Raw genomic sequence first — 13,395 nt, forward strand, 5'->3', positions numbered from 1 at the left:
TCAGTTTCCTTCAGTAGGGAGATAGGTATAGACAGTCGAACGGGCGACACCCAGATTATTGGCAACCACGGTCTGGGCATTTTTCAAATCCATCAACCCTGCCTGCGCCAATTGACGGACAATTTCACGCCGCTGTGCCGGATTCAGTGCGCGTGGCGTGGTATTGTGCGCCGCCGCAAATTGTTCCAACTGGGTCCGTAACATCTCAAGGCGAGGTGATGCCAAAGACTCTTGAATTTCGGTGGGTGTAGTTTGTGTCAGTTGTGACAAGCTGGCACTAACGGCAGAAAATAGGGAGATGTCCATATTCAGACAAAGAGCCCCGATAAACTCTCCTTTGCTATTTTTCAGGCCAATTGATGTACTTTTTGCCGGGCGGCCATCAGGAAATTGATTCGGATAGTTAAGGATGACCTCAGGGAAGTTAGGGTCAGCAATACGGCTCAACCCCAGCTCAGTCGCTGGCTCACCGACTTCCCGACCGGATAAGTTGTTTGAAATCGCCGCGATGGCATGTTCAGGCTGAGTCAGGTCGTGCAAGACAAATTCCACCAAGGGTGCAAATGTTTTGCCCAATGCTTCAACGATTTTTTTGCTCTCCCGCAACAGGAGTTGATCTTCTGTTAGTTTCATAATTGAAGTATTGTCAATTTATGACACTTTGTCAAATTGATTGTATGCGCATAACATCTCAATAAAAAAGCTGCACGCGGCAGCTTTTTACTATTGAATTCGTGAGAGTGAGTGTTATTTAAGAATAGAGCTTTTCAGTGATTTATCTTGCTGATGGCGTTCTAAAGCCAACTCAATCAGTGTGGTGATCAATTCCGTCGAGCCAACCCCTGTAGCACGCCATAATTTAGGATACATACTAATATTAGTAAATCCAGGCAGGGTATTTATTTCATTGATAATTATGGTGTTATCGGCTGTTAAAAAGACATCAACCCGAGCCATACCACGGCACTCAAGTGCACGAAATGCGGCTAAAGCAACTGCACGAATATTGTCACTGACGGTACTGTCTATGGATGCAGGGATAATGACCTGAGCACCGGTTTCATTAATATATTTTGTGTCATAGGAATAAAACTCGTCGCTAATAACGACTTCACCACACAAACTGGCTTGCGGGTTATCATTGCCCATGACTGCACATTCGATTTCTCGCCCAATAATAGCCGATTCCACCAGAACCTTATGGTCAAAATCAAAGGCTAATGCTACTGCCTGTTCATATTCGTCTGCATTACGTACTTTACTCACACCAACCGAAGAACCCTGATTTGCTGGCTTTATAAATAAAGGTAACCCGAGTTTTGCCGTAACTTGCTCAAAACGGTAGTGATCTTTATTCGCCCGTGTCAGGGTAATAAATGGCGCGATATTTAACCCAGCATCACGCAATAACCGCTTGGTGATATCTTTATCCATGCTGACCGCAGAACCCACCACACCTGAGCCGACAAAAGGAATATTGGCCATGCGTAGCAGGCCTTGCAAGGATCCATCCTCCCCTAAAGTCCCATGGACAATCGGGAAAATGACGTCCAACTGAGCCAATGCAGAGGCATTATCGGTAGCAATGAGCTGCTGATGCTCTTGACCTGGGATCAGCGCGACATTTTTGTTTGAATGGTTCAGGGAAATCAATGCTGGATTTTCTGCATTTAACAAGTAATTGGATGCATCATTAACATGCCATTGTCCTTGTTTATCAATGCCTAACAACATCACATCGAATTTTTCTTTATCAATCGCATCTACGATGTTCTTGGCCGACTGTAATGACACTTCATGTTCAGCCGATTTACCGCCAAAAATCACACCAACTCGCAATTTCGACACACTACATTCCTTCTTAAGACCGGGTACTTACAGGCGTAGCACCCAATAAATTACAGGTAACACTAATACAACCTTTGCATGCTTCACTAATGATTTTTAAGATTCTTACAGAATTTTCTGATTCGGATGGATAAACCACTTTTACCTGAGAGAGATTAGCGCTAAATACTTCTTTTAAGAATATAAGACGTTAATTCGTCATAGCCGATAGTCATAATTATCCTAATTAATATGGCAACCAAATTAGGCAATAACAGAGTTGAATGCTGTAATTGTCTTTTTTCCATTTTTGTCATTTATTTTTAATAAAAAATCATTAAATTCGACAAAGCCGAATAATATTGGCTATATGATTAACATCACCCTGCAACAACTCACCACCAGTCAATGGATGGAAATTAAATATTATGCGAAATTATATTATGGCTACTTTATTACTCTCAACTACCTTTGTAACCAATGCTAATTCAGTTACTTCAACGACTCCCCTCCAGACACCACAAATTATAGCTCATCGAGGTGGAACAGCCGACGCCCCTGAAAATACGATTCCAGCCATCAAGAAAGCATTGGCTAATGGAGCAGATGCAATCTGGATAACACTACAGTTATCAAAGGATAATATTCCAATATTGTATCGCCCTATTCTCCTTGATGACTTAACCAATGAATCAGGAAAAGTTTCTAGCTATACCGCTGAGCAACTCGCTGGTTTTGATGCCAGCGTTAAGTATAATGAAAAACATAATATTCAACCTAAACCAGCTTCACGCATTGGCATTCCTACGCTGGATGAAGTATTGAAAGCATTCCCAACAACAACATTTTACCTCGACATTAAATCACCAGATGCAGACCCTGTAGCCTTTGCCGAAGCACTACAAAAAACGCTGAATGCAGCCACCAAAGGCGAACAAAGCAGGCTGAGCAGAACCCGAGTTTACTCAACCAATGATAGTTACCTGAAAGCATTGGATGCGATTAATGAAAAAAGTGATGCGACACATCAGATTCAGCGTTTTGAAAGCCGAGACTTTACTCGAACGCAGTTAGCTAACATTACGATGGATCATAAGTGTGAATTACCAGCAGATAATAAAGAGCGCTGGTACGGTTTGGAGTTACACCGCAATGTTGAAGTCGTGGAAAAATACACTCTGGGTGAAGGACGTTCTAAAGCAGTATTAAGTTGGGATAAAGAAGCCGTTGATTGTTTCCGTAAAAATACAAATGCACATATTATTTTCTTCGGAATTAATACTCCTCAAGATTATAAGAAAGCAAAAGAATTAGGGGCTAATGGTGTGATGGTCGACTCTCCAAGCCAATTTAAAAAGATAGTCCACGACAGTAAATAACGCTAACCGTCATATTTCAAACTCCAGGTGTGCTAACTTCCTGCCACTCGAATTATTTAGAATATATAAGAAATAAGTCCCCTCGCTCAAATCTTCATTGAGCGAGGGGGCTTACATACAGTAAGACAATTTAGATCCCCACTATAGAATGCGATACTGCTCCAGAGCTTTCTGACGAGCGGCCTCTTTAGCTAACCGTTTCTTACGCGAATCACATGGCTCGGGGCAATCACACACTTTTTCCATTCCCAAAGCCCCTATACCTCCGCAACTGCCCTGTAAGGTTTTACGTTTTACGATATAGCCCAGAGACATCCCAGCAATAACCAAGAGAAAAAAGACAAAGGACGCGATAAAAACAGTTAACATATCCCTCTCCTGTCACAGCCGTTTTTGCAGATAAGGTTTGAACGACTCTGAAGAACGCTCCTCAAAACCATCATCAGTTTTCACTATCATAAATACCGGAATACCCAATAAATTAGCTAATGCCATTCCTCGCTCCGGCCCAAGAACCCCTAATCCAGTCGAGAGCCCATCAGCAGTCATGCAGCTTGGGTCTAAAACAGTGATAGAAACTAAGCGATGGTTAATCGGCCGACCAGTAGCAGGGTCAATGGTGTGTGAATAGCGCACGCCATTCTGTTCAAAGTAATTACGGTAATCACCCGAAGTTGCGATAGCCATCCGACCGGGTTCAATAATCTCTTGCGCACTTTGCTCTGATCCTGCAACTGGCTTCTCAATAGCAATGCGCCAAGGTTTATCCTCCCCATTATTGCCACGAGTCCGAACTTCGCCGCCAATATCGACCATATAGTTATCGATATTCTGCGCTTCCAAATATTCGGCAACGACATCGACGCCATATCCTTTAGCTATAGCAGAAAGATCAACATACAGTTCAGGAATACGTTTGATTAAAGCACCATTTTCTACGGTAAGTTTATCAATACCAACCCATTCCCGACGTTTAGTTATCTCAGCATCAGTAGGCACCCTATTTGGTCGTCCTTCTGGACCAAAGCCCCATAAATTAACCAATGGCCCGACAGTCACATCCAGCGCCCCATCAGTCAGACGGTTAATACGAATAGCCTCACGTACCACTTTGGCGGTTGCCATAGAAACAGAAAATGGCGTATCCACTTTCTGACTTTTATTGAAACGGCTCAGTTCGGAATTCGGCCGATAAGTCGACATTTGATCATTAACTTGTTCCAGTTCACGATCTATTTCCTGTTGTAACTTTTTTGGGCTGAGGGTTGATGAGTCACTTACATACTTAATTGAGTATGAGGTGCCCATAGTTTTACCTTCGAGGTTAATTTGCTCAGGACCACAGCCTGTTAGCAGCAAAACCCCCACAGTAGCCATTAGCCAATGCATTATATGTTTTCGCACAATATCCCCAATTAATGTAGAAATCCGAGTGGTGGCAACTCAGCCACCAAAATCATCGAGCATAATATTTTCATTTTCGACACCGAGGTCTTTCAGCATCTTGATGACTGCCGCATTCATCATTGGCGGGCCACACATATAAAATTCGCAATCTTCAGGCGCCGGGTGATTTTTAAGATAGTTTTCTAATAACACGTTATGAATAAAACCAGTATAGCCCGTCCAATTGTCCTCTGGCTGCGGGTCAGACAAAGCCACATGCCAACGGAAATTATCATTTTCAGCCTGTAACTGATCAAAATCTTCTTCATAAAACATTTCGCGCCGTGAACGCGCGCCATACCAGAAGCTGATTTTACGCTTTGATTGCAGCCGTTTAAGCTGATCAAAAATATGCGAACGCATGGGTGCCATACCCGCACCGCCGCCAATAAAGATCATTTCAGCATCCGTATCTTTGGCAAAAAACTCGCCAAACGGCCCGGAAATCACCACTTTGTCACCCGGTTTTAGCGACCAAATATAGGAAGACATGATGCCTGGTGGAGCATCTGGTACTGACGGTGGCGGCGTAGCAATACGCACGTTTAGCATGATAATACCGTGCTCTTGCGGATAGTTTGCCATGGAATAAGCGCGCACTGTTGGCTCCGTCACTACGGATTCAAACCGGAATAAATTGAATTTATCCCAATCGCCACGATATTCCTCAGGCACATCAAAATTAGCGTATTTTACTGTATGGGGTTCAGCCTCAATTTGGATAAAGCCCCCGGCGCGGAATGGTACTACCTCGCCATCCGGTATTTTAAGCTTCAGCTCTTTAATAAATGTGGCTTTATTATCATTAGAGATAACTTCACATTCCCACTTTTTCACCCCAAAGATCTCTTCCGGCAATTCAATTTTCAGATTCTGTTTCACACTAACCTGACATGCCAGCCGGCAACCTTCTTTGGCCTCCCGCTTTGAAATATGCGAAAGCTCCGTGGGCAAAACATCGCCACCGCCTTCTTTAATCGTCACGCGGCACTGCCCACAAGAGCCCCCACCGCCACACGCGGAAGAAACAAATATGCCATGACTGGAAAGCATATTGAGCAGCTTGTCCCCTGCCGGAGCGGTGAAACTCTTATCCGCATCTTCATTTATATCAATTGTAATATCGCCAGTATTCACCAGCTTTGACTTGGCAAATAAAATCATCACCGTCAATGCCAATACAATGAGGGTGAACATGACTACGCCTAGAATTATTTCCATGAATTATTCCTGCCTTTATAAGCTCACGCCGGAGAAAGACATAAACCCTAAGGCCATCAGTCCGGTGGTGATAAAGGTGATCCCTAACCCCTGTAAACCCGCAGGCACATTGGCATATTTCATTTTTTCACGAATACCCGCTAGCGCAACAATAGCTAACATCCAACCGATACCGGAACCGAATCCATAAACAATGGACTCAGGGAAGTTATAATCACGCTGTGCCATAAACGATACCCCCCCGAAAATGGCACAGTTCACGGTAATCAGTGGCAGGAAAATACCCAGTGCGTTGTACAGAGCAGGAAAATATCGATCGAGGATCATTTCCAGCACCTGTACGATGGCGGCGATAACGCCAATAAAGGTAATAAAATTCAGGAAACTGAGGTCAACACCCTCAACTAATGCACCATCCCGTAGAACCAGGTTATAAACCAAATTGTTAGCCGGTACAGAGATTCCCAAGACGACGGTTACCGCAATGCCAAGGCCAAAGGCTGTCGAGACTTTCTTGGAAACGGCCAGGAAAGTACACATTCCCAGAAAGAATGCTAACGCCATATTCTCAACAAACACTGCGCGGACAAACAGACTGATGTAATGTTCCATCATCAATTACTCCTTCTCAATCTGCGCAGGTTTTAGGGTTCGCAGGCCCCAAATCAGCAAACCAATAATAAAGAATGCACTAGGTGCCAACAGGAATAATCCATTAGGTTGATACCAACCGCCATTCTGGACAGTTTCCAGTACCGTCACACCAAACAATTTACCTGAACCAATCAACTCACGGACAAAACCCACCAGCACTAACACCACGCCATAGCCCAAACCATTGCCGATGCCATCCATAAAACTTTCGATAGGTGGAGATTTCATCGCATAAGCTTCTGCGCGCCCCATCACAATGCAGTTAGTGATAATCAGGCCAACAAATACTGATAGCTGTTTGGATATCTCATAGGCATAAGCGCGCAAAATCTGATCCACCACGATGACCAATGAGGCAATAATTACCATCTGAACAATGATACGCACGCTATTTGGAATATGATGGCGAATCAATGAGATGAAGAAGCTGGAGAATGCGGTAACCAAGGTTACCGCCAGTGTCATCACTAAAGCCGTTTCCAATTTGGTGGTGACTGCCAGCGCAGAGCACACTCCCAGAATTTGTAGCGCAATCGGGTTGTTATCAAATAACGGCCCCAATAAGACCCGTTTAATCTCTTTGCTATCAGCCATTTTTTAACCCCCCTTCGCGCACTTTTTTCAGGAACGGGCCAAAGCCGTTTTCACCTAGCCAAAAGTCAAAGCTATTCTGTACCCCATTGGATGTCAGCGTAGCACCAGATAATCCATCTATCGCATGGGGATCGTTAGCTGGCGCTCTTCCTTTAATAATACGAATCGCCGGTTGCCCTTGTTCGTCAAACAACCGCTTGCCAATCCATTGGTTACGCCAAATCGGGTTTTCAACCTCACCGCCCAGCCCAGGGGTTTCACCTTGATCATAATAGGTGATACCACGTACGGTTTTGCCATCAGTATCGATAGCAACAAAGGCATACATCATTGACCACAAACCAGAACCGTAAATCGGTAACACAATTTTATCGACCTGCCCGCTTTCACTGCGCACCAGATAAATTTCAACCACGTTCGCTCGACGGCGAATACCGGCGGTATCCTGTGCAGGTGTCAGCGCAATACTCATTTGGTTATCACGCAGTGCCTGCACGCGATCAAACGTAGCCGGATCTTGTTGAATAAACTCTCCGCTCTGCAAATCCAGCAGACGCGGTTCAATCCGCAACGCAAACTCATGCTGTACTTCTTCTGCTGGCATTCTCGATTGCAGTAATCCCGCCACTGCCAGAATATTGCGTTGTTTATCAAGTAAGCGCTGTTCTTGTTGCTTAGCCTTCAAACCTACTGCAGCACCGGCCACGATGACAGAACACACCAGGCAGAGCACGATAACCACCAGCAGTGTTTTGCCGATGCTGTCATTATTCCTTGGTTTATCATTCGCCACGGGCTTTCCTCCGCTTGATATTGGCCTGAACAACCACATAGTCGAACAGCGGTGCAAACAGGTTGGCGAACAGAATCGCTAGCATCATTCCCTCAGGATAAGCAGGATTGGCGACACGGATTAGTACACACATTGCGCCAATCAAGCCGCCATACCACCACTTACCTTTATTAGTAAAGGAAGCAGATACCGGATCAGTCGCCATAAAGATCATGCCAAAAGCAAAGCCACCGAGCACCAAATGCCAATACCATGGCATAGCGAATAATGGGTTGGTTGTGGAGCCGACCCCGTTAAACAGGTAGGCGGTTGCCATCATGCCAATCATGACCCCAGCCACGATTCGCCAGGACGCCACGCGACCAAAGAGGATAATGGCCCCACCGATAAGAATCATCAGCGTAGATACTTCGCCAATGGAACCCGGAATATTGCCAAGGAAGGCATCCATCCAGGTGATAGGTTGGCCCGAGACGGTATTGATCAAACTGTGGCTACCGTTAACACTCCATTGTGATAAAGGTGTTGCCCCCGAGAAACCATCTGCCGCAGTCCAAACCAAGTCACCCGATATTTGTGCCGGATAAGCAAAGAACAGGAAAGCACGCCCAGCCAGTGCTGGGTTAAGGAAGTTGCGCCCAGTACCGCCGAAGATCTCTTTACCGATCACTACCCCAAAAGAGATCCCCAGCGCCGCCTGCCATAAGGGTAATGTCGGGGGGACTATCAGGGAAAACAGAATAGAGGTAACAAAGAAACCTTCATTGATTTCATGTTTGCGGATAATGGAAAACACCACTTCCCAAAAACCGCCCACAATAAATACAACAGCATAAATCGGTAGGAAATAAACCCCGCCTAGCACCATTTTACTCATCCAACCGGCATCTGGTGCTAATGATGCACCCAGTAATTGCGCCAGCCGGTAATGCCAGTCACTGATAATAATCTGTTGTAGTTCCGTACCGCTGTAGAGTTGGTTTAACGCCGGGATCGCCTGCCCGCCAACGTTATACATTCCCCAGAACATCGCCGGAAATACTGCCAGCCACACCAGAATCATCATCCGCTTTAGATCAATAGCATCGCGAACATGGGAGGCACCCGGTGTCACTTTACCTTGAGTATAAAAAATGGTGGCCGCAGCTTCATACAGCGGATAATACTTCTCAAGCTTGCCACCTGCTTCAAAGTGATGCTCTATTTTCTCAAGAAAATTTTTCAGGCCCATCGGTTATCCTTCCTGCTCAATCTTGGTCAGAATGTCGCGCAATACCGGCCCATATTCATACTTACCGGGACAGACAAATGTACACAGAGCCAAATCTTCTTCATCCAATTCCAGGCATCCGAGCGCAGCGGCGCTGTCGGTATCGCCAGATAACAGATCACGCAGCAAATGAGTAGCCAAAATATCCAGTGGCATAACGCGTTCATAGTTACCAATAGGCACCATTGCGCGCTCACCACCATGCAAATCAGTGGAGAAAGCAAACAACTTGTGCTTGAAGAAATGACCCAATGTAGTGCGAGTCATCGAATATTTATCACGCCCCGGCATCACCCAACCGAATAGCTCTTTTTCTCGCCCTTCGCGGATGACAGACACTTGTTGATGAAAACGCCCGAGATAGCCATGAGTAGCGGAGAAAGCAGTACCGCTGAGCACGGAACCGGAGATAATGCGGTTATCCCCCTCTTTCAGTCGACCGGCAGTCAGTTCAGATAAATTGGCCCCGAGGCGAGTTCGTAGTAAAACCGGCTGCTGTACCTGCGGCCCAGCCAATGCGACGATACGATCAGTCCACAACTCACCATGAGTAAATAATTTTCCGATAGCAATCACATCCTGATAGCCCACATGCCATACAGTTTTATTCAGACTGACCGGCTCAAGGAAATGGATATGAGTTCCTACCAAACCAGCAGGATGCGGGCCGGAAAACTCATTGTAAGTCACCTGTGCGTTCTGATAGCTGGCAACGGCCTGCCCCGGCGCATGACAAACATGCACTTTTCCCTCGGTCAGACGGGCCAATATAGTTAAACCATGGTTGAATGCATCAAACTCGGCCGCAATTATCACTTGCGGGTCGGCAGCCAGCGGTTGGGTATCCATGGCACTAACAAAAATGGCCCGCGGGCGACTATTAGGAGCAGGGGTTTTGCTAAAAGGGCGGGTACGGAGAGCTGTCCATAAACCCGATGCCAGCAAGTGGCGCTGCACTTGTTCATCACTCAGTTGGTTGAGAGAAGCTTCTTCATAATATTCAAACGGAACTTGCTCGTCCCCGTCAATTTCAATCACCACAGATTGCAGAACCCGCCGCTCACCACGATTGATGGCACTGACTTTGCCACTGGCAGGGGCGGTAAACATCACACCTGGATTCTTTTTATCTTCAAATAGCGCCTGCCCTTTTTTTACCCAATCGCCTTCTTGAACCAACATTGAGGGACGCATCCCGACATACTCTTCACCGAGCAAAGCAACATGATGAATTGCTGGCCCTTCTTCTATTATTTGTGCAGGTGCTCCAGCGATGGGGATATCTAACCCTTTCTTTATTTTAATCATAGAGTTGAACTACTTTATTAGTTATATCAAATGCTGTACCTGACCCAAAGTACAGCTACACAAAGAGAAGTTACTTTCATGATTCAGCTAAACGGCGCTTTAATACTGAGTCGATTTAGACGAACATCAATACTAACTAAATGAGTCTCAGAAATTATTGCAAATATCGATACTCAATGTTGTCGCAGCAAAAATAATGAGAGTGGCGATTAATTGGGCCATTCATCCGTGGAGTGCAATTTTAGCATTTGCTATCCAGCACTGTCCGACAAATGCAGTGACTTGAGTCAAGCAAACACAAATAATTTACTGCTAAATTTTGTATATATTCGGTAAAATCGTGTTGTTAATTCACCTTTAACGATTTTGTATTTATTTTATACAAAACATATATTGCTAAAAATTTTCTGACTGATAATCTGCGCCTATAAATGAGAAAGTCAGTGGCATCTATAAATATAAGTAGGAATAAGAATGGGCAAAATCGCGACGTCACTCGTGACGATAATGTTTGCGATGATAATTTGTTTGCCTGCGGTCTCCTTCACCAGCTCAGCCAGTGAGCCTGTGGCGGTATCCAAAGAGCTAAAACAGCAATTACTAGGGTCATCGGTCTATATTCAAATCTTCAAAGAAGAACGTACTCTGGAATTATATGCCAGGTTACAAGGTGAGTATCGTTTGGTGCAAAGCTACCGTATCTGTGAATTCTCAGGTGGCCTTGGCCCAAAACGCCGTGAAGGGGATTTTAAGAGTCCGGAAGGTTTTTACACTATTGATATGCGCCATTTAAAACCCGACAGTAAGTTTTATCGGGCTATCAATATTGGCTTCCCAAATGATTATGATAAGTCGCAAGGTTATTCAGGGAAATATCTGATGATCCATGGAGCTTGCAAATCAATCGGCTGTTATGCAATGACTGATGCCTATATGGACGAGATATTTAACTACGTGCAAACCGCATTTATCTTTGGTCAGGAGAAAGTGGATATCAGTATCTATCCCTTCCGCATGACTGAACAAAATATGCAACGTCACCGTAACTCTTCGGATTATAACTTCTGGCGTCAATTGCAGCCGGGTTATGAGTATTTTGCCAAGAACCACATGCCGCCCTCAGTTTCTGTCATCAACGGGCAGTATGTGCTTAGCCGCCCGCCGACTTCCAGTACACCGACATCACAGTATGCGATGACAAAATCAGATGCGCTGACGAAATCAAATACGCTCGCCAAAACAGAATAATGCAAACTCACCTGGTGCAATTTTGTGCCAGGTTTCATTACCGGTTAGAGGCTGAGTCGCGATCACCGTAACCACATCTTTAGGTGTGGTTTGGCGTTGAAAATCAATTTCAACATCCCTATCCAGCAAAGTCGCTTTGCCGAAAGGCGCACGACGGGTTATCCAATATAAGTTAGTTGAACAAAACGCCATCACAAAACGTCCATCCGAGAGCAACATATTAAACACCCCTTTGGCGCGTAATTGCTCACATAGGGTGCCAATATAACGAAATACGGCGGGCCAATTACTCGGTGTGCGCGGGTAGCGTTTTGCCAGTTGATTCAGCAGCCAGCAGAAAGCATATTCACTGTCTGTTTGACCGATAGGCCGGAATGTTCCGGTATCCAATTGGCGATAACCTTTAAGTTGGCCGTTATGGGCATAAGTCCAGTTTCGCCCCCACATTTCACGGGTAAAGGGATGAGTATTTTCTAATGCCACTTCGCCACGGTTTGCCTGACGGATATGGGAAACTACCGCACAGGATTTTATCGGATAATCTTGTACCAATCGGGCGATCGGTGAATTAAAACTGGGTTGAGGATCCTTAAACGTGCGGCAGCCATTACCTTCATAAAAGGTAATCCCCCAGCCATCTTTATGTGGGCCAGTTCCCCCGCCCCGTTGCACCAGGCCGGTAAAGCTAAAGCAAATATCCGTCGGAACATTTGCGCTCATCCCGAGCAGTTCGCACATATATTCCTCCGAGCAGCTAAATATGGCTTCAATAGCCGAACCCTTTTCAATCTCAAGGTGACCAACGAAAAAACGACTATCGTTGATCACCCCGACACATCAAGCTTTTACCATCTCTTTTTCAATCAACTGAATCAAGATGTGAATCACTTTAATATGTATTTCCTGAATACGGTCTGCATAGCCGAAATGAGGAACTCGAATTTCGATATCCGCAGAACCCGCCATTTTGCCGCCATCTTTACCTGTTAGAGTGATGACTTTCATGCCTTTAGCACGCGCGGCTTCAATGGCTTTAATGATATTACCTGAATTACCCGAAGTGGAAATACCTAACAACACATCCCCTTCACGGCCTACCGCTTCAACATAACGCGAGAAAATGTAGTCATAACCAAAATCGTTACTGACACAAGAGATATGGCTGACATCTGAAATAGCAATTGCCGGATAACCTGGGCGATTTTCGCGGTAACGGCCGGTCAGTTCTTCTGCAAAATGCATGGCATCACAATGGGAACCGCCATTACCGCATGACAATACTTTACCACCCGCTTTAAAAGAATCAGCCAATAATACGGCTGCGCGCTGAATAGCATTGATATTGTCATCATCTTTCAAAAAGTTTGCCAGTGTGTCTGCTGCTTCATTCAGTTCACTGCGGATTAAATCGTGGTACATGGGAGCCTCTTTATAGTCCTATGGCATCATTATTCTTCCTCAGTCAGTGTACCGGATAGCATAAACTGCGAGAAGCACTGTGATGAGTTAGCCAGTACGGTTTTGAATTAGCCAAAACAGTTTTAGCGGTTAGTGCTGCCAATTTGTGAGATGAGTTGTAAATAACATGTAATGGTATTGATAAATATAATGAGATGAACTACAACAAATGTATCACTCAACAGGTCAGACCTCCT

At 45.1% G+C, this 13,395-nt stretch carries 14 protein-coding genes; 2 read left to right on the forward strand and 12 right to left on the reverse strand.

The window, feature by feature from the left end; all coding sequences use genetic code 11:
* Positions 1-633, reverse strand: coding sequence for a transcriptional regulator (locus tag ACF3VQ_RS15715; protein WP_011816929.1), 633 nt, complete (start codon positions 631-633; stop codon positions 1-3).
* Positions 634-747: 114 nt separating this feature from the next.
* Complete coding sequence (ddlA, locus tag ACF3VQ_RS15720) at positions 748-1,848, reverse strand: D-alanine--D-alanine ligase (RefSeq protein WP_392432085.1); 1,101 nt, start codon at positions 1,846-1,848, stop codon at positions 748-750.
* A gap of 407 nt (positions 1,849-2,255) precedes the next feature.
* Here ddlA and ACF3VQ_RS15725 point away from each other — a divergent pair, with 407 nt between their 5' ends.
* The gene (locus tag ACF3VQ_RS15725; RefSeq protein ID WP_392432086.1) at positions 2,256-3,206 is read left to right on the forward strand and encodes a glycerophosphodiester phosphodiesterase family protein; all 951 of its coding nucleotides are present in this window, start codon (positions 2,256-2,258) and stop codon (positions 3,204-3,206) included.
* 141 nt (positions 3,207-3,347) lie between these two features.
* Here ACF3VQ_RS15725 and nqrM read toward each other — a convergent pair whose 3' ends face one another.
* From nqrM to ACF3VQ_RS15765, 8 genes are read right to left on the reverse strand one after another with little or no spacing between them, the layout of a single operon-like run.
* Complete coding sequence (gene nqrM, locus ACF3VQ_RS15730) at positions 3,348-3,575, reverse strand: (Na+)-NQR maturation NqrM (RefSeq protein ID WP_005167513.1); 228 nt, start codon at positions 3,573-3,575, stop codon at positions 3,348-3,350.
* A 12-nt stretch (positions 3,576-3,587) separates the two neighbouring features.
* On the reverse strand, positions 3,588-4,610 hold the full coding sequence (locus tag ACF3VQ_RS15735; RefSeq protein ID WP_392432087.1) for an FAD:protein FMN transferase: 1,023 nt from the start codon (positions 4,608-4,610) through the stop codon (positions 3,588-3,590).
* Between the two features lie 39 nt (positions 4,611-4,649).
* Positions 4,650-5,873: an NADH:ubiquinone reductase (Na(+)-transporting) subunit F gene (gene nqrF / locus ACF3VQ_RS15740; RefSeq protein WP_392432088.1), complete on the reverse strand. Its 1,224-nt coding sequence runs from the start codon at positions 5,871-5,873 to the stop codon at positions 4,650-4,652.
* 15 nt (positions 5,874-5,888) lie between these two features.
* Positions 5,889-6,485 carry an NADH:ubiquinone reductase (Na(+)-transporting) subunit E gene (nqrE, locus tag ACF3VQ_RS15745; protein WP_129197426.1) on the reverse strand — a complete coding sequence of 199 codons (597 nt, stop codon included), beginning with the start codon at positions 6,483-6,485 and terminating at the stop codon, positions 5,889-5,891.
* Between the two features lie 6 nt (positions 6,486-6,491).
* Positions 6,492-7,121, reverse strand: coding sequence for an NADH:ubiquinone reductase (Na(+)-transporting) subunit D (locus ACF3VQ_RS15750; RefSeq protein WP_050077284.1), 630 nt, complete (start codon positions 7,119-7,121; stop codon positions 6,492-6,494).
* Complete coding sequence (locus tag ACF3VQ_RS15755; protein WP_392432089.1) at positions 7,114-7,914, reverse strand: Na(+)-translocating NADH-quinone reductase subunit C; 801 nt, start codon at positions 7,912-7,914, stop codon at positions 7,114-7,116. Before ACF3VQ_RS15755 ends, ACF3VQ_RS15750 begins: the two co-directional genes overlap by 8 nt.
* Positions 7,904-9,145 (reverse strand): NADH:ubiquinone reductase (Na(+)-transporting) subunit B, encoded by a 1,242-nt coding sequence (locus ACF3VQ_RS15760; protein ID WP_392432090.1) that lies wholly within the window; start codon positions 9,143-9,145, stop codon positions 7,904-7,906. The genes ACF3VQ_RS15755 and ACF3VQ_RS15760 overlap by 11 nt, the downstream gene beginning before the upstream one ends.
* Before the next feature lie 3 nt (positions 9,146-9,148).
* Positions 9,149-10,492 carry a Na(+)-translocating NADH-quinone reductase subunit A gene (locus ACF3VQ_RS15765; RefSeq protein WP_392432091.1) on the reverse strand — a complete coding sequence of 448 codons (1,344 nt, stop codon included), beginning with the start codon at positions 10,490-10,492 and terminating at the stop codon, positions 9,149-9,151.
* Between the two features lie 474 nt (positions 10,493-10,966).
* On the opposite strand from ACF3VQ_RS15765, the gene dpaA reads away from it, so the two are divergent.
* The gene (dpaA, locus tag ACF3VQ_RS15770; RefSeq protein ID WP_392432092.1) at positions 10,967-11,740 is read left to right on the forward strand and encodes a peptidoglycan meso-diaminopimelic acid protein amidase; all 774 of its coding nucleotides are present in this window, start codon (positions 10,967-10,969) and stop codon (positions 11,738-11,740) included.
* On the opposite strand, the gene ACF3VQ_RS15775 is transcribed toward dpaA, so the two are convergent.
* Both ACF3VQ_RS15775 and lpcA read right to left on the reverse strand, forming a co-directional pair.
* Entirely contained in the window at positions 11,714-12,478 is a 765-nt protein-coding gene (locus ACF3VQ_RS15775; RefSeq protein WP_005160484.1) for a class II glutamine amidotransferase, read from the reverse strand. The genes dpaA and ACF3VQ_RS15775 overlap by 27 nt on opposite strands.
* 99 nt (positions 12,479-12,577) lie before the next feature.
* Positions 12,578-13,159 carry a D-sedoheptulose 7-phosphate isomerase gene (gene lpcA, locus ACF3VQ_RS15780; RefSeq protein WP_005167499.1) on the reverse strand — a complete coding sequence of 194 codons (582 nt, stop codon included), beginning with the start codon at positions 13,157-13,159 and terminating at the stop codon, positions 12,578-12,580.
* Positions 13,160-13,395: the final 236 nt, after the last annotated feature.

It is taken from the genome of Yersinia fenwicki (assembly GCF_043099325.1).
GTDB lineage: Bacteria > Pseudomonadota > Gammaproteobacteria > Enterobacterales > Enterobacteriaceae > Yersinia.